Consider the following 19,645-nt stretch of genomic DNA (forward strand, 5'->3'; position numbering starts at 1 on the left):
TTCCCTTTTTATTGCTTACTCTTCGCCGAAATGGATCACGGTGCGAATCGATTTCCCTTCATGCATCAGGTCAAACGCTTCGTTGATCTTGTCCAGCGGCATACGGTGAGTAATGAACGGATCGAGATTGATTTTGCCCGCCATCGCATCTTCCACCATACCAGGCAGTTGGGTACGCCCTTTCACGCCACCAAAGGCGGAACCACGCCATACGCGACCGGTAACCAGCTGGAATGGACGAGTTTTAATTTCCTGACCTGCACCAGCCACGCCGATAATCACGCTCTCGCCCCAGCCTTTATGGCAGCATTCCAGCGCGGAACGCATCACGTTCACGTTACCGATGCATTCGAAGCTGTAATCAACGCCGCCGTCAGTCAGCTCGACGATCACATCCTGAATGGGTTTCTCGTGATCCTTCGGGTTGATGCAGTCGGTCGCGCCCATCTCACGTGCGAGGGTAAACTTCTCCGGGTTGGTATCGATGGCAATAATTCGCCCTGCCTTTGCCTGCACCGCGCCCTGAATCACCGCCAGACCAATGCCGCCGAGGCCGAACACGGCAACGGTATCGCCCTCTTTGACTTTCGCCGTATTGTGAACCGCGCCAATCCCGGTCGTCACGCCGCAGCCCAGCAGGCAGACTTTGTCCAGCGGCGCCTGCTCATTAACTTTCGCCAGGGAGATCTCCGCTACAACGGTGTATTCGCTGAAGGTGCTGGTGCCCATGTAGTGATAGATTGGCTCGCCGTTGTAGGAGAAGCGGGTGGTGCCATCCGGCATAAGCCCTTTACCCTGGGTGGCGCGTACGGCCTGGCAAAGGTTGGTTTTACCGGACTTACAGAACTTACACTCGCGACATTCGGCGGTGTAAAGCGGGATGACATGATCGCCCGGCTTCAGGCTGGTCACGCCCTCGCCCACTTCCACCACGATGCCGCCGCCTTCGTGACCCAGCACCGCCGGGAACACCCCTTCCGGGTCATCGCCCGAGAGCGTAAAAGCATCGGTATGGCAGACGCCTGTATGGGTGATTTTTACCAGCACTTCGCCTTTTTGCGGCGGCGCAACGTCGATTTCAACAATTTCTAAAGGTTTACCCGGCCCAAAGGCCACCGCAGCACGTGATTTCATGAGTTTATTCCTGTTGGTGAGGGTGTTTTTATTTTAGATAAGAGCGCAGCAAATTCCCGACTTCCGCCATCCGCAGCGCGCGCTGCTCTTCAGAGGTGTCGCCGGTCACCAGCTCGTCTTTAAGGTGAATTTCCATCATTTCGCCCATCAGGCCGTTCGCCGCCCCGCGAACGGCGGCGATCTGCTGCAAAATAGCCAGACACGGCTCGCCGTTTTCCAGCGCGCGCTCAAGCGCCTCCGTCTGGCCGCGAATGCGCCTGACGCGGGTCAAAATGCGTTTTTTGTCTTCCGGAGAGTGTGGCATAGCGGCCCCATCAATACTGTAGGGGGGTATAGTACCGTAATTTTTAGGTTATTGATAATTTGATGTTTTGTCTAATTATTAATCAATAGAGATAAAAGAAAGCCTGCGCAACGATAAACGCCCCCGAATCACGAGAGCGTTGTGGTACGCGCCCGGCCTTATTGAGTCATAGAGACAGGTGAGGCTCTTCTGCCCCTGCCGAATGAACTGTTCAGACGATCGATCTCACTGAAAAGCACCATCAGATCGTTGCTGTCCAGCCCAATCAGGCCAAGTTCATGAACCAGAGATTCAAGGAGCAGATGCTTACGGGCATCAGGAGAACCAGAGGACAGCGCCGCTTCAATCAGCACGAAGTTAGCACTACGCGGTGATTCCAGATCGGGGTATGTTGGATCCACATAAAGCGAGTCATCATCAAGGCTGATAAAGCGCTGGAACAGATCGTTATGGGGGTAGCCGGTTTTCACCGTGGCGGCGTGAATGGCGGTCGAAATTCTTTTTTTATCTAACGTACCAGTGTTTCGCAGTGTGATGGTAAATATGGGCATGGTCTGACTCCTCAGGTAGTAAAAAGAGTCTACTGACTTCCGTTCCAATAGATAGTCTGGAAACTGTTTCGCACTGTAACCAGTCTGCCCCCCACCCGCGAAAGGCTGCCAGACCCGACGGCTTAATTAGTATGGAATAAACAATTCTCAGGTTACTGACTAAATACAGGTTCGTAATTAACTGAATTGCCAAGGGTCTTATTTTAGTTGCAGCTCCATGCGGATATCGGCTTCAAGGTATTTATTGTCTTGAAGCTCCACCTCTACAAACCCATATTTACGATAGAGGTTAACTGCAGCAACGAGGGTGCCGGTAGTAAACAGAATGACTTTCTTTGCGCCGCGTTCACGAGCAAAGGCAATGCCTTTCTCCATTAAGATATTGCCGATCTTTTTCCCTTTGCATTTTTCTGTTACAGCCAGCTTTGCCAGTTCAAAGTTACCATCTGATTTAGGAATCATGGCGACAGTACCAACGTTTTCATTATCAATTTGGGCAAAAAAGATGGCGCCCCCTGGAGACAGAATATACTCTTCAGGGTTGTTCAATATCTCCAAATCCACAGGCTCAACGCTAACATATTTCTCAAGCCATTCAATTGATAAAGATATAAAATCTTTACGGTACTCATCCCGCCACTCTACTAAGCTCACATTATTCATATTCGACTCTGATTTTGTCCATTTCGACTTGAAAAGTTGAAGAATTATAGAGTTTATGCATGTTTAAACAAGTCATCTCTTCATATGGCATATGATCTGAGCGGTCCTGTAGAGAAGCCAATCTTACGGCTATGATTTACAGTTATTGTGAGCCAGACAGACTGGATTGTGGGCCGGAGGGATTTCTATTGCGAGCCGTTAAAATTAGCCACCGGCAAAAGCGGTATCCTCGCCCGAGTAACGACCGGGATCTGGATGGTAAACAGGCGCTGCAGCTCCCCTGCTTCGGCAAACATAGCGGTGTTTTTACTTCCGCCTACCAGCCTGATATCTTTGCTCTGGGCCGCAAATATGGATGTAAAATCCATCGCCACTGCCAGTTTTAGGCTTGCAGTTCGTCATCCCCACGCGCCTGACGGCGTATTACCTGCGGCGGCTGGCCGTAGGCGCGAAGAAACGCCCGCCGCATTCTGTCACGCTCACCAAACCCGGTCTGTCGGGCCACTTCATCAATAGAGCGGGCGCTGGTTTCAAGCAGCATGCGGGCGGATTCCAGGCGTAAATGTTCTATTGCGCGAGCGGGCGACTGCCCGGTTTCGGCCTGAAAACTGCGGCTGAACTGGCGGGGCGACAAATTGGCAACCGCGGCCAGTTCTTCAACATTTAAAGCATTTTCCAGATGCGCTCTTGCGTAGGTCATCACTTTTTGGATGCGATCGGATTTTGGCTCCAGCTCAAGCAGAGATGAAAACTGTGACTGACCGCCGGAACGGCGATGATAGAGCACCAGCTTGCGGGCGATCGTGCGAGCGATATCAGCACCCAGATCGTCCTCAATCAGCGCCAGCGCCAAATCGATGGCCGCCGTCATGCCTGCAGAGGTCCAGTACGGGCCATCGCAAATAAAGATCTTGTCCTCTTCTACACGTATGCCCGGAAAACGCTGCTGCAGCTCACGCGCATACATCCAGTGGGTGGTGGCTCTCCTGCCCTCCAGCAGCCCGGCTTCGGCCAATAAAAAGGTCCCCAGGCACGCTGCCGCCACGCGGCGGGCATAGGCCGCGGCCTGGCGAACAAAATCAATCGTCGCAGGGGAAGCCTGCTCCATAGTGGCGCCGAACAGCAGGAGATCATACTGCGTATCGGCCATTGATTCGGTCATTACGTCAAAACCGGCGGAGGTCTGAACTCTGCCGCCGTGCTCTGACAGCAAATGCAGCTCATAGATCGGCTCTCCTGCCATCAGGTTAGCAACCTCAAATGCCGTGATGACGGCAAAGCCCATGGTGGAATACCCGGGGGTAACAACAAAACCAACCTTCTGCATGATCCACACCGCCGCAATTAATAACGTCATAAAAAGACGTTTATATGACATTTATGACACAAAAAGCCAGTGTTAATGTTGCCTTCGTCAACTAACCCCCTTTTCAGGAGTCACAAAATGAGTAATGCATCTAAAGGTACGGCGCTGATCACTGGCGCGTCAGCAGGTATTGGCGCAGTGTATGCGGACCGCCTGGCTAAACGTGGCTATGACCTGATTCTGGTAGCCCGTAATGCTGATCGTCTGAACCAGGTTGCCGAACGCATTCGCCATGAGAGTGGCCGGTCAGTGCAGGTCATTGCGGCAGATCTGGGTAACACCGAGGACCTGCAGCGGGTAGAAGCACGTTTAAAAAACGACGAATCTATTTCGCTGCTGGTTAACAACGCGGGCTTTGGCTCAAAGGAAAGCGTGCTGGAAGCCAGCGTGGATGAAATGACCGCGATGATCGACCTCAACGTTACGGCGTTAACCCGTCTGACCTACGCTGTGGCTCCGGCGATGGCTGCCCGCCGGCAGGGCACGATAATTAACATTGCCTCGATTGTGGCCATCGCACCAGAGTTACTGAACGGAGTGTATGGCGCCAGCAAAGCCTATGTGCTGGCCTTGACCCACTCTTTACAGCACGAGCTGGCAGAGTCAGGCGTGCGCATTCAGGCCGTGCTGCCTGGCGCTACTGCCACAGACTTCTGGAATATTGCCGGCGTTGGTGGGCATGAAAACTTACCGCAAGACTGGGTAATGCGAACGGAAGATATGGTCGATGCCGCGCTTGTTGGGCTTGACGCTGGTGAGAAAGTGACGATACCGGCGCTGCAGGAAGGCAGCGACTGGGATAACTGGGAAGCCGAACGCCGGGCAGTTAGCACCCGCCTGAGTGCAGCCCAACCAGCCCCGCGTTACGTCCGATAGTCATTGTCGCTATTTTAAATCCAAAATGCCGCCTGCTGGCGGCATTACTGCGTTCGGCAGCGTAAAGCATAACCTCAACAGCCAAATGCAAATGATAATGAGTATCATTTGATCGAATTGTTTGTTAACATCCCGCCCGCTATACATCATCGATATCAATATAAACAGCCAGTGAAGGCTACCTCCGGGCAAAAGATATGCGTAAAAAATTGATCCTTTCGTCTTTGATAGCGTTAGCCAGCCTGGGCCTCAGCGCCTGCAGCCAAACCACTCACACTCCTCCAGCGGCCAGCCAGGCCGCCATTGCTCGCGGGCAAATCATTGATTTGCACAGCGGCGAAACGCTAACCGATCGGCAGTTACTGGTTAAGCTCGCTGGCGCTCAACGGCTTATCGTCGGCGAAAAACACGATAACGCCGAACATCATCAGATTGAGCTCTGGCTGATGCAAAACCTGGCTCGGGAACGCCCTCAGGGCAGCGTGCTGCTGGAGATGTTGACGGCAGGCCAGCAACCGCGCGTCACCAGGGTTAAAAGCTGGCTGAAGGAAGACCCGCTGGTGCGGGATGGCCGAATCCAGGAACTGCTTAGCTGGCAAAAAGGCTGGCCGTGGGAGATGTACGGCAGCGTTGTCACCGAGGCGCTTCGTGCCCCTTACCCTCTGCTCAATGCGAATATCAACCGCGACGAGATAATGCGTCTTTATAAAGAGCCGCGCTTCCCTGAAGGCAAACTTTCGACGGCCCCTGCCGTGCAGGCCGCGCTGAAGGAAACCATTATTGCGATGCACGAGGGGAATATTGAAGGCCAGCAGCTTACGGCGATGCTGGCGATTCAGCAGCAGCGTGACCGCTATATGGCGCAACAATTGCTGAATGCCCCCGCACCCGCGCTGTTGATTGCTGGCGGCTACCACGCGTCCAAAAGCTTCGGCGTTCCGCTACATATGGAAGATCTCTCCCCTTCATCACGGCCGGTTGTGCTGATGCTGGCGGAAAAAGGGATGAACGTCACCGAGGCTCAGGCTGATTACGTCTGGTTAGTCACCCCGGTCGCAGCAAAACGGTAAGCCGGGAATGACAGACACATTTTATGCGCATCCGACAAGCGGAAAAGGCGTGTGGTTTACCGTTTCTTTGCTCCTGCACGGCCTGCTTTTTTTAGCCCTGATTTGGCAAGCAACCGAAGTGCAACCTGCTTTACAGCCTGCACCTGCCGTGATGCTACAGTGGTCGGATAACATCGAAGCACCGGCATCTCCGCTGCCGCTTCCCGTGGGGGTTGCACAGCAGGAATCTGCGGCAGCAGAGGAAAAACAGCAGGCCGAAGATAAGCAGCAGAGGCCGCTGCCGGAGGATAAAAACGCGGTGATTGAAGTTACTCGGCAGAAAAAAGCTGCCGAAGGCGAGAAGAAAAAACCGCGTCCGCCGCGCAACGTCAGGGAGCAAACCAGCGACAGTAGCAAGGCGTCCGTCTCGACCAATGCCGCGCCTCAGGCCAGCTTGGTTTCATCCCGCATTGCCGCGCCGTACAACAGCGATGCCGCGAAACAAAACAGCCTTGAAGACTCCTGGGAAAGCCGCGTAAAAGGCCATCTTAACCGCTTTAAACGCTACCCTGCTGACGCCCGCAAGCGCGCCCGCACGGGCATCTCGGTCGTGACGTTCACCGTGAACGCTGCGGGAGAGGTTATTGGAAGTTCACTGACCAGCTCGTCGGGAACACGCTCGCTTGACCGCGAAGCGATTGAGGTTTTAGAACGCTCCGGATCACTGCCCAAACCACCCACCGAACGCTTAAAGGGAGGCGTTTATAGCGTGATGATGCCAATAAGCTTTGACCTGACGGAGCTGAGCCGAAGCTAGCGCTACGCTCCCCCGCTACCTGAATTTTATTTTTATGCTGACAATTTCGGCAGGGCGCCCTGTCGCCTGGCACTAAGGACGTATTATGGAAAAACTATGGAAAGCTACGCCGCTGTTCATCGCCTGTTCGCTTTACGCGAGCTGCGCTGCCGCCGACATGCCCCGGCCACCCGCTACGGAAAAAATCCCCCACCAGTTGATTGAACATGGCGATATCCGCGTGGATAACTATTTTTGGCTCAGGGACGACAGCCGCAGTGACGCAAAGGTACTGCGTCACCTGGAAGATGAAAATAACTATGCCCGCCAGATTTTCAAGCCCGCCGCTGAATTAACGGAGAAGTTGTATCAGGAGATGGTCGCGCGGATGAGCCCGGAAAATCGCTCGGTCCCCTTCCAGCGCAATGGCTACCTCTATCAGGACGTTTATCTGGCCGGGCAGGATTATGCCGTCAGCCAGCGCCAAGCAGCAGGAAGTAAAAACGAATGGCAGACGCTGGTTGACGGGAATCAACGCGCCAATGGTCAGGCCTATTATCAGCTAAGCAGCCTGGTGGTCAGCCAGGATAACCAGATGATGGCTATCGCGGAAGACACCGCCGGTCGCCGCCAATACCGCCTCTCGCTACGTGATTTACAAAGCGGAAAATGGCTCCCGGAAACTATCGACAACACCTCCGGGAATATGGTCTGGTCAAACGATGGACATTACCTGTTCTACGTGCGCAATAATCCGCAAACGCTGGTGCCCTCGCAGGTCTGGCGGCACCGGCCAGGAACGCCGGTGACAGAAGATCAATTAGTCTATCAGGAGAAAGATGGCGGTTTTTATCTCGGCCTCTCTCGCTCCTCGTCCGACCGTTATTTGATTATCACGCTCAGCGCCAGCACGTCGTCAGAAGTACGCCTGCTGGATGCTGACAAGCCGCAAGCGCCGCCGATGCTGTTCGCCGTTCGCCGCCCCGGAATTGAGTATTATCTCGACCATTTTGGCGACGATTTCTATCTGCGCGCGAATCAGGAAAGTGTCAATTTCGGGCTGTATAAAAGCCACGCCCCGGGTGACAAATGGCGGCCCGTTGTCGCGCCTCAACCGGGGAAAATGGTGGAAGGATTCACCCTGTTTAAAGACTGGCTGGTGGTGGCTGAACGCCAGGACGGGCTGAGCCAGATCCGCAAGATTAACTGGCTGAACCACAGCGAGCAGACGCTGAAACTCGATGATGCCAGCTATATGGCCTGGCTCGGCTACAACCCGGACCCTCAGTCCGGCAAGCTGCGCTACGGTTACTCCTCGATGACGACCCCAACCAGCACTTACGAATGGGATTTAGCCAGCGGGGAACGTACCCTGCTTAAACGACAGGAGGTGAATAACACCGACCCGCAGAACTACCACAGCGAACGGATTTGGACCACCGCACGCGACGGCGTGAAGGTACCCGTTTCGCTGGTCTATAACAAACAAATGTTCAAGCCGGGCCACAGCCCGCTGCTGGTATATGGCTATGGCGCTTACGGAATGAGCATGGATCCGGCCTTCAGTGCCAACCGCCTGAGCCTGCTGGATCGCGGGTTTGTCTATGCCATCGTTCACGTACGCGGCGGCGGGGAGCTGGGCCAGCAGTGGTATCAGCAGGGGAAACTGGAGAACAAACAAAACAGCTTCAACGATTTTCTTGATGCCACTCATAGCCTGGTTGAACAGGGCTTCGGGCAAGCCGGCAGACTCTATGCCATGGGCGGAAGCGCGGGCGGCCTGCTGGTTGGCAACGTCATTAACCAGCAGCCCACGCTTTTTAACGCCGTGGTCGCGCAGGTGCCGTTTGTAGATGTGGTGACAACCATGCTGGACGAATCACTGCCGCTAACGGTGGGCGAATATGACGAATGGGGTAACCCACACCGGAAAGCAGATTATCTGCGACTCAAATCCTGGAGCCCGTACGACAACGTGAAGCCTTCGCACTACCCAAATCTGCTTGTCACCAGCGGCCTCAATGACTCTCAGGTGCAGTATTGGGAACCCGCCAAATGGGTCGCTAAGCTGCGGGAAAACCAGCAAGGCCCCGGCAAAATACTCCTGCTGACCGATATGCAGGCCGGGCATGGCGGTAAATCAGGCCGAATAAAACGCCTGGAGAATACCGCGCTGGAATACAGCTTTATTCTGGAGGCAGATAAACAGCGCTAACCGGAAACCCTTCTCTTATCGGGGAGGGTTCGTTAAAGCGACATAATTATAAAAATAAATTTTATTTTATTAAAATACTTCAAGGATATGTATGAACGTAAATAAACTGGCCGTTGCCCTCGGTTCGGGCATGCTATTGCTCAGCGCCAGCGGGGCAGCACAAGAAAATAATGATAAAAGCAGCGGGGATAAAAAAGGAACGGCGGTATTTAGCCCGCTTAACGTTTCTGCCGGAAATATCAGCAGCGAACAAGAAGCGCTGGAAAAACCTGGCGCCACCAGCTCTCGCTCCACGGGAAAAAACCTGCAGTCCCTGGACGCCACGCTGCGGAGCATGCCCGGCACCTATACCCAAATCGATCCCGGTCAGGGCACGGTGAGCGTCAATATTCGTGGCATGAGCGGCTTTGGCCGGGTTAACACCATGGTAGACGGAATTACCCAAAGCTTTTACGGCACCACCACGTCAGGCACAACCGTTCACGGCTCCACCAACAACCAGGCTGGCGTGCTGATCGACCCTAACTTTTTAGTCGGTGTGGACGTCACGCGCGGCGACAGCAGCGGCTCGGCGGGGATTAACGCTCTGGCGGGAAGCGCAAATATGCGCACCCTTGGCGTGGATGACGTTATTTTTAAGGGCAATGATTACGGACTGAGATCGCGATTCTCGGTAGGCAGCAACGGTATCGGACGCAGCGGGATGATTGCCGCCGCAGGGAAAACCGACGCCTTCACCGATACCGGGAGCTTTGGCGCCATGGCCGCCATCAGCGGCAGCTCTATTTATTCGAATTTCTCCAACGGCTCCGGCATTAATAGCGAGGAGTTTGGTTATGATAAATTCATGAAGCAGAACCCGAAGTCCCAGCTTTATAAAATGGACATCAAGCCCGATGAATTTAATAGCTTTGAGCTGTCTGCCCGAACTTATGAAAATAAGTTTTCGCGCCGCGACATCACCAGCGACGATTATTATATTAAGTATCACTACGCCCCGTTCTCTGAGCTGATTGATTTTAACATCACGGCCAGCACCAGCCGTGGCAATCAGAAATACCGCGATGAGTCGCTGTACACCTTTTACAGCACCTCCGCGCAAAACCGTTCCGATGCTCTGGACATGAGTAACGTCAGCCGTTTCAGCCTGGGTGATAATGACCTGGCGTTTACGCTGGGCGGCAAACTGATGCGCACCCGCTATACCAAGCTCATTAATTCCGCCGCAGGCGATGAGAAAACCAACCAGGAGTCGATCGAAAACAATCCGTTCGCCCCTTCAGGGCGGCAGGATATTTCGGCGTTATATACCGGGCTACAGGTGAAGCGCGGTATCTGGCAGGCAGACTTGAACCTCAACTACACGCAAAACAGAATCACCGGCCACAAGCCGCCCTGTGACGAGCGCGTTATCTGCGTCCCGCAGGGAAGTTACGACGTCGATGAGAGAGAAAGCGGCTTTAACCCGTCGGCCCAGCTGTCGGCTCAGGTTACCCCCTGGCTTCAACCGTTTGTCGGCTACAGTAAGTCAATGCGTGCGCCAAATATTCAGGAGATGTTTTTTTCCAACTCGGGCGGGGCTTCCATGAACCCCTTCTTAAAGCCTGAACTCGCTGAAACCTGGCAGGTCGGTTTTAATATCGACACCAAAGACCTTATCGCTAAGCAAGATTCGTTGCGCTTTAAAATGCTGGGCTACCGCAGCAGGATCCAGAACTATATTTTCAGCGAATCTTATCTGGTCTGCGCCAGCGGACGAAAATGCAACATGTCCGAGGTCATTGGCAACGACTGGGCGGACATGAGCGACGACTACAGCGACAATATGTACATCTACGTGAACTCTGCCACCGGCGTCACCGCCCAGGGCGTTGAGCTGGAGATGGACTACGACGCAGGGTTCGCCTTCACCCGCCTCTCCTTCAGCCAGCAGCTAACCGACCAGCCAACGTCCATCGCCAGCACCTACTTCGGCGCAGGGGATATGACCGAGCTGCCAAGAAAATATATGACGCTGGATGCCGGGGTGCGTTTCTTTGATGAATCTCTGACCCTCGGAACGATTGTCAAATACACCGGAAAAGCCCGCCGGCTGTCGCCTGATTTTGAAACCGATGAGCATACGGGCGCCATTATCAAAGAGGATTTGCCGCAGATCCCGACGATTATCGATCTCTACGGCACCTACGAGGTGAACCGCAATTTGATGCTGAAGCTGACGGTGCAAAACCTGATGAACCGAGATTACTCAGAGGCGCTGAACAAGCTCAATATGATGCCCGGGCCAGGCGATGATTCGAGCCGTGCCAATACCGCACGTGGCAGAACCTGGATCTTTGGCGGCGAAGTTCGCTTCTGATCGTCCCCGAATCGCCCGGAAGTATCCGGGTGATGTACGTTTAGCGGTACTTCATGTGCCGCAAATCTTCAATCAGCCCGGGGCCAACGGGCCGCCAGCCTGTTGTCTGCTGGGTCACCAGACTTGAAGCCGACATATCATGCGCGGCAAAGTTACCGAGCCAGCCAAAATGATCGCTGGCTTTATCGGCGTCAATGCTGCGCACCGGTACGCCAAGCCCCTGGCCAATCACTTCGGCGATATCTTTAGTTGTGATGCCCTCTTCCGCCACGGCGTTGTAGCGCGTCCCGGCAATCCCTCTTTCTACCACCAGAAGATAAAGTCGCACCGCGTCGCTCACGTGAACAGCCGACCAGCGGTTTTTGCCTTCGCCAATATAAGCCGCCACGCCTTTGTCGCGCGCCAGCTCAATCAGCGGAGTGATAAGCCCTTGCCTGACGGTGTCGTGCACCTGCGGCAGACGAACAAACGAGGCGTTAACGCCGCGCTCAAGCAGGCTTACTCCGGCGATTTCCGTGGCCTTACGCGGGTTCGGCGTCAGGACGTTATAGCCCGCCTCCGTAGCCGGTTTGTTCGGCTCCGTTGCCCCCATGGCAACAAAAGAGGTGATCACCATTGGCCTGTCTGACCCCGCCAGCGCGTCCCCCATCGCACCAATCACTTTGCCGTCAGCCTCGCAGTTGGCGACAAACGTAGAAAAGTCATGATTAAAAGCGGTGTGAATTACAGCGTCCGCAAGATCCGCCCCATGCTGCAGGCTTGCAAAGTCATCCAGATCGCCAAAATGTGCTTTCGCTCCCCATGACTCCAGAGCTGCAGCCCCACGCTCGGAGCGCGTTAGCCCCAATACCTGATGCCCGGCGGTAAGTAAGTGTTGAACGATAGCCGAACCAAGAAAACCGGTCGCGCCGGTGACAAAAATACGCATAGTCAATTATCCCAAACCGTCACTGAGGACTGAGTTGCCGTCCGACGGGATTTACTGTAAACAGAGGGAAGAAGACGAACAATGTTCAAAAGTCGCCATTTTTAGTCTAATCGTCCGGAATTGATATGGATCCGCTTTCAGAGCTGCTTTCCCTGCTTAAACCCCAAAGCTATGCCTCCGGCGGCGTTGCCCTGCACGAGGAGATGGCCATCCAGTGGCCGGCGCATGCCGGCATCAAGTGCTATGCCGTGGTGTCCGGCCACTGCTGGCTCGCCGTTGAGGGGATGAACGAGCCGCGGCTGCTGGAGGCCGGCGACTGTTATCTTCTGCCGCCGGGGCCGCCGTTTTGCCTGGCGACAGAGCCTGATGCCACGCCGGTGGACTTCTACACCCTGCGCGAGGCAGGCAAGTTGGGGCCTGACGTTGTCCCCGGCCAGCAGGAAAGCTGTTTTCTGGTCGGCGGCCATTTTGTGCTCAGCGGGGAAGCTGCCGACCTGCTGCTGAGCGCTTTGCCAGCGGTGGTGTGCATTCAGCAGCCTGAAAGTAAGGCCGCAATGCGCTGGGCGCTGGATCAAATGACCGATGAAGTCCGCCACCCTCGGCCCGGCGGCGCGCTGATTATCCAGCAACTGGCATGGATGATGCTCATTCAGGCTTTGAGGCTGCATCTGGCCCAACAGCCTGCCGTCGGCTGGCTTTATGCGCTGGCGGATAAACAGCTCAGCCTTGCCCTGGCTTACATGCATAAAGAGCCCGCGTTCAACTGGACGCTGGAAAAACTGGCGGAGCGCGTGGGGATGTCACGTTCGACGTTTGCCGCACGGTTTAAGGCGATAACGGGCGCTTCGGCTATCGACTATCTGACGCGCTGGCGAATGATGCTCGCCTGCGACAGGCTGCGCCAGCCGGGGGATTCACTGAAGCGTATTGCAGCGGATTTAGGCTACGAGTCGGAAAGTGCGTTCGGGAAAGCGTTCAAGCGGGTAATGGGCTGCTCGCCCCGGCAGTATTCAAAAAGCTAGCGGCTGCGCGGCACGGAGGCCACCGCCGCTAAGCGATTATTCTTGTTCTCGTTTGCCCGGCATCATTCGCAGCAGCGTATTGTCTTTCCAGACGTAATGATGGAACAGCGCGCCGAAGGCATGAATTCCGATAACAAAATAACCGCTGTTGGCGATAAGTTCATGCCAGGACTTGATGTTGAACGCCATGTCTTCGTCCGGCACCGCCGCCACCGGCATCTGTATACCGAAAGCAACCCAATCACTCCCACGATAATAGACCGCCATGAAACCCAGAACCGGCAGCGCAATAAACATCAGATAGATAACTGTGTGAACCAGGTGAGAGATACCGATAACCGCCGGATGCGGCTTTGGCGCAATGGCAGGTGCGCGGAACTTAATACGGACCAGCAGACGGGCAACCATCAGCACCAGCACGGAAATGCCGCAGGTAAAATGGATGGCGTTAATAAGCGGCCGGTAGCTGCGTGGGGCAAACCCGCGCAGTTCCATGGCGCAGTAGGCCCCGACCACCAGCAGAAAAACCAGCCAGTGGAGTGAAATTTGAAACGAGGTATATTTAGTGCGCATAAGAGATCTTGCCCTGTCAAAACGTTAAATGCCAGAATAACGAAGAAACATTAAAAGAGTATTAACATCAATGGATTATGGACGTTAATTTGTTTCAGCGTGTAATTTTTTTGCCTTAACGTTATTCAGGGCAAGGTTGAAGATTTATAACCCACGTTCTCGTATCAGCGCGCTAAGCGCCATGTCCTGCTGAAGCGCGTGCCAGGCGACCATTACCTGCGGCGGAATATCGACGTGAACGATAAAGTCCCGCCCCTGTGGACCATAACCGGTTGCATCGTCACGCAGGCGTGGAATTTCACCCAACGCCAGCGAGACGTAGCGTTCGAGCGGCCACAGACCTCCCGCCTCCCCCGCAAAAACAGTTCCCTGTTCTCCCTCGAGAATTTCCGGCACGATCCCAGGCCAGCTCAGCCATTGAAATGGCACTCCTCTCTCCTGAGAGACACGAGCGAAGGTAGCCACGGTACGCCGCTGCATCGTTGGATCCTGGATAATCAGGATGCGCCCCTCGGTCAGGCCGATTTCCGCCATCTTATCCAGGCTAAAGCGGGCATTTTCCCCGCAGTTGGTCGACTTCTCTTCGGTAACTATTTTCTCGTCTGGTACTTTCCAGAACTGGTGAGCAATATCTTTGATGATTGCCGCTTCGGCACGCCCGGTTGTAGGAATGGTGTTATATCGCGGATGGCGGGCAATTTCAGCATAGAGGTAAGTCGTGGAATGGCCTATTCCGCCGGCGATCAGCAGCGGTTTTTCACTGTTGGCAGCAAACTCGCAGGCGGCCTCAATCGTTGGGATCACGGCGTTACCGGCGAGGACAATTAAATCGACATCCTGAGCCTGAGGTGCGGCGGCGAAGTCGCTCTGCGCCAGCCATTGTCCAAGAGTATTAACGGCCTGAATGGTCGGTGTGCTAAGGGTTGGGGATGACATCATCAGCTGGTCCCTCCATGTAAAAAACCAGTTGTTAGCCTAACCCGATCAATCCGCCGGGCCTATCAGATGCCGCTGAAAAGGCGGACTCAGGCCACAAGCGATTTTTGCAGCCGCAGGCGATACTCACTCGGCGTCCCCTTCCGCTCCGTCTCAACAATCTGGTAGCCGTTTTTAAGCAACATGATTAACATGCCCCGGAATTTGTTGCGTGTTTTCACGGTAAGAGTGCGGTAGCCCTGCTCCACCGCCCATTTCTCCTGTGCAGCCAGCAAAGCCTGAGCGACGCCATCCCTTCTGTACTCGGGTAACACCCCGCCCAACCAGCTATAAAACTCCGTCTCGCCCAGCGCGTAGCCAAGTTTAAATCCAGCAGGAACGCCGTTAACGCAGGCAATGAGCGAGCTGCTTTGGTTCGTCGACAGCCGCGCCTGAAGATCGGCCACGCTTCGGCAGTCTTCAAATTCCGGCATGCGATGATAAAGTTCAAGAAGCTCCGCCAGTGACGCTGGCCGCACGGTAATGCCCGTCTCCTGAAAAGCCATTCCCCGGTAAGGTTTTTCCCTGCAGGCCGCCAGGCGGCTGGCTAAATCCCCCACGTGCAGCTCAAGCTGGTGGTTATCCGGGTCAAGAAAATAGAAAGAGTGCCCTTCGCTGCGGTTGTCTTTCCAGACCCTTGCGCCGCGTTGCTCCAGCGTTTTAACAACCTGAGGAAATGCTTCGGCGCTTACGCTAAAGGCATAGTGGGTGTAATGGACGGGGCGCTCACCGGCCTGGTCGTCCAGCGAGAGACAAAGCCATAAATCACCGCAGGAAAGATACGCCCCGGACTCCCAGCTTGCATGCAGCCTGATGCCTGGCAGGCTTTGGTAAAAATCCAGACTGAGCGCCAGGCAGCGCACCGCAAGCGTCAGGTGATTCAGGCCGGTTAACATCGCTAGTCGCCCTTTTTACCCTGCCAGTTTACCCACGGGCTGTCCGCTGGAGTGCCACTCTCGTCGGGCTCGTCCAGGGAAGCGATGTACATCTCTTCCACTTCTTTACGGGCCCAGGGCGTGCGGCGTAAAAACTTCAGGCTGGACTTAATGCTGGGGTCGCTCTTAAAGCAGTTGATATTGACCTGCCGTGCCATTTCCACCCAGCCATAGCGCTCAACCAGGGCGGTAAGCAACGCTTCAAGAGTAACGCCGTGAAGCGGATCTTTTGAACTCATTATTTTTCCGGATATTTGTCAATTTGCGCACACCTTACTGATTCTGCTGGTGAGGTGCAACAAGGTGCTGGCGATGAGCAAGGAGGAAGCAAGAAGCGGCCCATTTCTGAGCCGCAAAAGATGTTAATCAGAACGTTTCCCAGTTATCGGCAGATACCGTTGCAGGCTGAGCAGCTCCAGAGGCCGGCACAACATAGCGTTCTTGTGGCTTAAAGGAGGCTCCCGGCTTCAGACGGAAGGTTCCCACCGCCTCCGTCAGGCGAGCGGCCTGCTCTTCCAGAGAAACCGCGGCGGCAGAAGCCTCTTCCACCAGCGAAGCGTTCTGCTGGGTGACGTTATCCATTTCATGTATCGCCTGGCCAACCTGTGATATTCCTCGGCTCTGTTCATCAGAAGCTGCGGCAATTTCCAGCATAATATCGGTGACGCGGCGAACGGCCTCGACAATGCCCGTTACCGTCGTTCCCGCCTGTGCAACCTGGCGGGAGCCTGTGTCGATCAACGAGACGGATTCGCTGATAAGCCCTTCAATCTCTTTCGCCGCCTGCGCACTACGCTGCGCCAGCGTGCGCACCTCGCTGGCGACTACGGCAAAACCTCGGCCCTGTTCGCCCGCCCGAGCCGCTTCAACTGCGGCATTCAATGCCAGGATATTAGTCTGGAAGGCAATGCTGTTGATCACCGCGGTGATCTCAGAGATTTTCTTCGAGCTGGCCGAGATATTGTCCATCGTGCTGACAACCCCTGAAACAATACGCCCGCCGTCGCTGGCCTTCTGCGAAGCATCTTCCGCAAGCTTTGTCGCGTGATGCGCGTTGTCGGCGTTTTGTTTCACCGTCGCGGTAAGCTGCTCCATGCTGGCTGCGGTTTGCTCAATAGCGGCCGCCTGTTGTTCGGTACGGGAAGAGAGATCGGTATTACCGGCAGATATTTCGCTCGAGCCCTGATAAATAGCTTCAGCGCCTTCACGCACCGTGCTCACTGTGCTGACCAGCTGCTGCTGCATATGCTGAAGGTGCTGGCTAAGTTTGCCTATTTCACTGTTACCGGCCGCTTCTTCCGGTAAGGTCAAATCACCTTTGGCGATATGCTCTATGCGCGTCGACGCTCTTTGCAGCGGGCCAATGACCACGCGACGCAGCATGATAAAGGTAAACACCGTCATAAAGAGGGTAATCACAAACGCCCCCGCCATTAACGCAACGCTGGTTCGGGTTCGGCTGTCGGCCTGGGCCGTCAGCGAATTTGCTCGTTCGGTTCGAATGCTGACCGCTTTGTTCAGATTTGCGCCGTAGTCGCTGTCCAGCTTGCGCACCACTTCGCTTTCGTGGGTGATGATCGCCTCAAACATGCCGTTTTTAGCGAACTTCAGCATCGGCTTCATCCCTTTTTCGAGATAGGCCGCAAACTCATCCTGAAGCTCTTTGTCCAGCGCCTGGTCTTGCGGTGTTTTTATCGGGCGAGCCATATAGGCATTGAAGCCAGCCTGCGCCTCTTTGATCAGCTCTTCGGCAGCGGCCACGTTCTGTTTCACCTGGTCCATGTCCGCCACGCGGCTAGCCGCCCCTGCGTTAATTAGGTTGATACGCGCAGCGCGCAGATGGTTAGCGCTCTCCGCCAGCCCCATACGCACCTGAATCTCTTCCGTTACGTCCTGAAGCGAGCGATCGCTCTGGATAAGAAAGTAGCTGGCGAAACCGATGGATAATGCAAACAACAGCAGAATGCCGCCAAGAATAGAGGAAAACAGCGGCACCAGCCTGATGTGATGCCAGTAGCGCACGCCGTTTTGTGGCGGCAAAGTTTTTCTCGACATGTTCGTGACTCTCTTTATACGGGGAATTCCCTTCAGCAGTCATCGGCCCCGGCGCGCAAAAACATTACGCGCCAGGTCACAGATTTGCGTTAACGTCGCAAGAGAAGTTACGGAGAGTTAAGTGGATCACAGGTCAACAGGCGCTACAGCCCGCTGCGCCACTTCAGGCTTATCTGTGAATGTTTTTGATATCTGCCGGCTGTCCGAAGAGGAAGCCTTGAATTTCGGTGCAGCCCTCTTCTTCGAGGATGCGTAGCTGTTCGTTTGTCTCAACGCCTTCAGCGATCAGCGGCGTATTGATAGAGTTGCCTAAAGAAATGATCGCGCGCACGAAGGAGCGTGCCTGAAAATTACTTTCCACATTCGTCAGGAAACTGCGATCCAGCTTGATAACGTCGAAATGAAACTCCCGAAGCGTGCTCAGGGAGGAATAGCCCGTTCCGAAGTCATCCAGCGCAATGCTGATCCCCATCTTCTGGAACTGATGCAGGATATTAAACGTCAGCTTTTTATTAACGATAAAGGCCGTTTCGGTCACTTCAAATTCCAGCAGCGTTATTGGCCAGGCGGTTCGCATTAAAATATCGCGAACATTATCGATAAAGCTGAGATTGCGCAGCTGAATCGGGGAGATGTTAATCGATATTTTTTTGTCGAGGTTATTGGCAAATGACTCTCTGCACACCGTTTCAATGACCCAGTATCCCAGGGGAACAATCGCCCCGCTCTCCTCGGCAACGGGGATAAACTCATCCGGCGGAATAAGTCCCCGCTCCGGGTGGTTCCAGCGCAGTAGCGCTTCGTAGCCAGTAATGGTTTTATCTTTAAGAGAGCGTTTTTCCTGATAATGGATGAAGAATTGCCCCTCTTTGATGCCGCGACGAATATCCGCTGCCATCAGATTGCGCAGGCGCGTTTTTTCATCCATCTCTTTTTCATACCAGCATATTTTGTTATCAAGATTGGCTTTAGCGCGATACATCGCCAGATCAGAATTGCTGATAAGCGTATTGATGTCCGTGGCATCATCAGGATAAACGGCCACGCCGATGCTGGCGCCCACGGTAATTTCGCCGTGGGCAAAAATCTGTTTCCCCACAAAACTGCTATGCAGACGCTCGGTAAAATTACGCAGCTCGTCCTCGTGGTTATAGGGTTTCGCCGCAACAAACTCATCGCCGCCAAAGCGAGAAACGATTTCGTCTTTTTCGATTGCCTTGAGCACGGAGGAAGAGACCCGCTGCAGCAGTTGATCGCCCACCAGATGCCCTTCGGTATCGTTGATCTCCTTGAATTTATCAAGATCGACGGTACAGATGGCAATGCGGTTGTAGTCAGACTCTGTCAGGAGTTTTTCCACGAAGCTAAAAAATTCAACGCGGTTAGGAAGACCGGTCAGCGCATCATAGCGAGCAAGCCATGAAATTTTATCGATCACCACCTTTTGCTCGCTAACGTCGCGGGTAATTTTGGCAAACCCCAGCAGCGTCTGGCGATCATCATAGATAGCATCGATAACAACATGCGCCCAAAAGCGGCTACCGTCTTTACGGTAACGCCACCCTTCTCCTTCAAATTTTCCCGTTTTCAGCGCAATCTGCAGGTTACGCTCGGGCACGTCGTTTTTTTGGTCGGCCTCGCTGTAGAAGATGCCAAAGTATTGCCCCACAATTTCCTCGCGCAGATACCCTTTCGCCCGCAGCGCGCCTTCGTTCCAGGAGGCTACCGTGCCATCAATATTCAGCATGTAAATTGCGTAGTCTTTTACGCTCTCTACAAAATGGCGATAGGCGATATCAGTTAAGCTTTCAGTTTGCATCTTGCCCTTGGGTAAATGTGGATTT

General features: G+C 54.4%; 19 protein-coding genes and 1 pseudogene. 6 read left to right on the forward strand and 14 right to left on the reverse strand.

The annotated features are described in order from the left end of the window. Positions 1 to 15: 15 nt before the first annotated feature. The 6 genes from EL098_RS11655 to EL098_RS11680 all read right to left on the reverse strand — a co-directional run bounded on the left by EL098_RS11655 (position 16) and on the right by EL098_RS11680 (position 3,979). Positions 16 to 1,134, reverse strand: coding sequence for an S-(hydroxymethyl)glutathione dehydrogenase/class III alcohol dehydrogenase (locus EL098_RS11655; protein ID WP_126356362.1), 1,119 nt, complete (start codon positions 1,132 to 1,134; stop codon positions 16 to 18). Between the two features lie 28 nt (positions 1,135 to 1,162). Continuing rightward, positions 1,163 to 1,438 (reverse strand): metal/formaldehyde-sensitive transcriptional repressor, encoded by a 276-nt coding sequence (locus EL098_RS11660; protein ID WP_126356363.1) that lies wholly within the window; start codon positions 1,436 to 1,438, stop codon positions 1,163 to 1,165. 158 nt (positions 1,439 to 1,596) lie between these two features. Then, the gene (locus EL098_RS11665; RefSeq protein WP_126356364.1) at positions 1,597 to 1,989 is read right to left on the reverse strand and encodes a tautomerase family protein; all 393 of its coding nucleotides are present in this window, start codon (positions 1,987 to 1,989) and stop codon (positions 1,597 to 1,599) included. Positions 1,990 to 2,187: 198 nt separating this feature from the next. Then, positions 2,188 to 2,652, reverse strand: a complete 465-nt coding sequence (locus EL098_RS11670; protein WP_126356365.1) for a GNAT family N-acetyltransferase — start codon at positions 2,650 to 2,652, stop codon at positions 2,188 to 2,190. Between the two features lie 185 nt (positions 2,653 to 2,837). Further along, complete coding sequence (locus EL098_RS11675) at positions 2,838 to 3,020, reverse strand: hypothetical protein (RefSeq protein ID WP_126356366.1); 183 nt, start codon at positions 3,018 to 3,020, stop codon at positions 2,838 to 2,840. Between the two features lie 14 nt (positions 3,021 to 3,034). After that, the gene (locus tag EL098_RS11680) at positions 3,035 to 3,979 is read right to left on the reverse strand and encodes a GlxA family transcriptional regulator (RefSeq protein ID WP_164716931.1); all 945 of its coding nucleotides are present in this window, start codon (positions 3,977 to 3,979) and stop codon (positions 3,035 to 3,037) included. 117 nt (positions 3,980 to 4,096) lie between these two features. Between EL098_RS11680 and EL098_RS11685 the strand changes: the two genes are divergently transcribed. From EL098_RS11685 to EL098_RS11705, 5 genes are all read left to right on the forward strand, one after another. Beyond that, positions 4,097 to 4,894: an SDR family NAD(P)-dependent oxidoreductase gene (locus EL098_RS11685; protein ID WP_126356367.1), complete on the forward strand. Its 798-nt coding sequence runs from the start codon at positions 4,097 to 4,099 to the stop codon at positions 4,892 to 4,894. A 197-nt stretch (positions 4,895 to 5,091) separates the two neighbouring features. Beyond that, on the forward strand, positions 5,092 to 5,964 hold the full coding sequence (locus tag EL098_RS11690) for a ChaN family lipoprotein (RefSeq protein ID WP_126356368.1): 873 nt from the start codon (positions 5,092 to 5,094) through the stop codon (positions 5,962 to 5,964). Positions 5,965 to 5,971: 7 nt separating this feature from the next. Continuing rightward, a complete protein-coding gene (locus EL098_RS11695) occupies positions 5,972 to 6,760 on the forward strand; it encodes a TonB family protein (protein ID WP_126356369.1) in 789 nt (262 codons plus the stop codon). An 85-nt stretch (positions 6,761 to 6,845) separates the two neighbouring features. Continuing rightward, positions 6,846 to 8,954, forward strand: coding sequence for a S9 family peptidase (locus EL098_RS11700; RefSeq protein ID WP_126356370.1), 2,109 nt, complete (start codon positions 6,846 to 6,848; stop codon positions 8,952 to 8,954). A gap of 91 nt (positions 8,955 to 9,045) precedes the next feature. Beyond that, positions 9,046 to 11,313 carry a TonB-dependent receptor domain-containing protein gene (locus EL098_RS11705; protein WP_126356371.1) on the forward strand — a complete coding sequence of 756 codons (2,268 nt, stop codon included), beginning with the start codon at positions 9,046 to 9,048 and terminating at the stop codon, positions 11,311 to 11,313. Between the two features lie 40 nt (positions 11,314 to 11,353). Here EL098_RS11705 and EL098_RS11710 read toward each other — a convergent pair whose 3' ends face one another. Next, the gene (locus tag EL098_RS11710; RefSeq protein WP_126356372.1) at positions 11,354 to 12,241 is read right to left on the reverse strand and encodes an SDR family oxidoreductase; all 888 of its coding nucleotides are present in this window, start codon (positions 12,239 to 12,241) and stop codon (positions 11,354 to 11,356) included. Positions 12,242 to 12,366: 125 nt separating this feature from the next. On the opposite strand from EL098_RS11710, the gene EL098_RS11715 reads away from it, so the two are divergent. Further along, entirely contained in the window at positions 12,367 to 13,263 is an 897-nt protein-coding gene (locus EL098_RS11715) for an AraC family transcriptional regulator (RefSeq protein ID WP_126356373.1), read from the forward strand. Between the two features lie 36 nt (positions 13,264 to 13,299). On the opposite strand, the gene cybB is transcribed toward EL098_RS11715, so the two are convergent. The 7 genes and pseudogenes from cybB to EL098_RS11750 form a co-directional block, all read right to left on the reverse strand. Continuing rightward, positions 13,300 to 13,836 (reverse strand): cytochrome b561, encoded by a 537-nt coding sequence (gene cybB, locus EL098_RS11720; protein WP_126356374.1) that lies wholly within the window; start codon positions 13,834 to 13,836, stop codon positions 13,300 to 13,302. A gap of 144 nt (positions 13,837 to 13,980) precedes the next feature. After that, the gene (locus tag EL098_RS11725) at positions 13,981 to 14,775 is read right to left on the reverse strand and encodes a YdcF family protein (protein ID WP_126356375.1); all 795 of its coding nucleotides are present in this window, start codon (positions 14,773 to 14,775) and stop codon (positions 13,981 to 13,983) included. 86 nt (positions 14,776 to 14,861) lie between these two features. Then, positions 14,862 to 15,317, reverse strand: coding sequence for a GNAT family N-acetyltransferase (locus EL098_RS11730; RefSeq protein WP_197718566.1), 456 nt, complete (start codon positions 15,315 to 15,317; stop codon positions 14,862 to 14,864). After that, positions 15,309 to 15,707, reverse strand: a pseudogene (gene fos, locus EL098_RS11735) (fosfomycin resistance glutathione transferase); the annotation flags it as partial. The pseudogene fos and the gene EL098_RS11730, both read right to left, overlap by 9 nt. 2 nt (positions 15,708 to 15,709) lie before the next feature. Beyond that, entirely contained in the window at positions 15,710 to 15,988 is a 279-nt protein-coding gene (locus EL098_RS11740) for a VF530 family protein (RefSeq protein WP_164716932.1), read from the reverse strand. A 124-nt stretch (positions 15,989 to 16,112) separates the two neighbouring features. Continuing rightward, on the reverse strand, positions 16,113 to 17,801 hold the full coding sequence (locus EL098_RS11745; protein WP_126356377.1) for a methyl-accepting chemotaxis protein: 1,689 nt from the start codon (positions 17,799 to 17,801) through the stop codon (positions 16,113 to 16,115). Positions 17,802 to 17,970: 169 nt separating this feature from the next. After that, the gene (locus EL098_RS11750) at positions 17,971 to 19,620 is read right to left on the reverse strand and encodes a putative bifunctional diguanylate cyclase/phosphodiesterase (protein WP_126356378.1); all 1,650 of its coding nucleotides are present in this window, start codon (positions 19,618 to 19,620) and stop codon (positions 17,971 to 17,973) included. Positions 19,621 to 19,645 lie beyond the last annotated feature (25 nt).

The sequence above is a fragment of the Cedecea lapagei genome (assembly GCF_900635955.1).
Classification (GTDB): domain Bacteria; phylum Pseudomonadota; class Gammaproteobacteria; order Enterobacterales; family Enterobacteriaceae; genus Cedecea; species Cedecea lapagei.

Coding starts and splice junctions, on each gene's coding strand:
- EL098_RS11705 (WP_126356371.1), top strand. CDS start 9,046: ATGAACGTAAATAAACTGGCCGTTGCCCTCGGTTCGGGCATGCTATTG.
- EL098_RS11680 (WP_164716931.1), bottom strand. CDS start 3,979: ATGCAGAAGGTTGGTTTTGTTGTTACCCCCGGGTATTCCACCATGGGC.
- cybB (WP_126356374.1), bottom strand. CDS start 13,836: ATGCGCACTAAATATACCTCGTTTCAAATTTCACTCCACTGGCTGGTT.
- EL098_RS11655 (WP_126356362.1), bottom strand. CDS start 1,134: ATGAAATCACGTGCTGCGGTGGCCTTTGGGCCGGGTAAACCTTTAGAA.
- EL098_RS11710 (WP_126356372.1), bottom strand. CDS start 12,241: ATGCGTATTTTTGTCACCGGCGCGACCGGTTTTCTTGGTTCGGCTATC.
- EL098_RS11730 (WP_197718566.1), bottom strand. CDS start 15,317: ATGGCTTTTCAGGAGACGGGCATTACCGTGCGGCCAGCGTCACTGGCG.
- EL098_RS11715 (WP_126356373.1), top strand. CDS start 12,367: ATGGATCCGCTTTCAGAGCTGCTTTCCCTGCTTAAACCCCAAAGCTAT.
- EL098_RS11745 (WP_126356377.1), bottom strand. CDS start 17,801: ATGTCGAGAAAAACTTTGCCGCCACAAAACGGCGTGCGCTACTGGCAT.
- EL098_RS11750 (WP_126356378.1), bottom strand. CDS start 19,620: ATGCAAACTGAAAGCTTAACTGATATCGCCTATCGCCATTTTGTAGAG.
- EL098_RS11665 (WP_126356364.1), bottom strand. CDS start 1,989: ATGCCCATATTTACCATCACACTGCGAAACACTGGTACGTTAGATAAA.
- EL098_RS11695 (WP_126356369.1), top strand. CDS start 5,972: ATGACAGACACATTTTATGCGCATCCGACAAGCGGAAAAGGCGTGTGG.
- EL098_RS11700 (WP_126356370.1), top strand. CDS start 6,846: ATGGAAAAACTATGGAAAGCTACGCCGCTGTTCATCGCCTGTTCGCTT.
- EL098_RS11675 (WP_126356366.1), bottom strand. CDS start 3,020: ATGGATTTTACATCCATATTTGCGGCCCAGAGCAAAGATATCAGGCTG.
- EL098_RS11725 (WP_126356375.1), bottom strand. CDS start 14,775: ATGATGTCATCCCCAACCCTTAGCACACCGACCATTCAGGCCGTTAAT.
- EL098_RS11690 (WP_126356368.1), top strand. CDS start 5,092: ATGCGTAAAAAATTGATCCTTTCGTCTTTGATAGCGTTAGCCAGCCTG.
- EL098_RS11670 (WP_126356365.1), bottom strand. CDS start 2,652: ATGAATAATGTGAGCTTAGTAGAGTGGCGGGATGAGTACCGTAAAGAT.
- EL098_RS11685 (WP_126356367.1), top strand. CDS start 4,097: ATGAGTAATGCATCTAAAGGTACGGCGCTGATCACTGGCGCGTCAGCA.
- EL098_RS11660 (WP_126356363.1), bottom strand. CDS start 1,438: ATGCCACACTCTCCGGAAGACAAAAAACGCATTTTGACCCGCGTCAGG.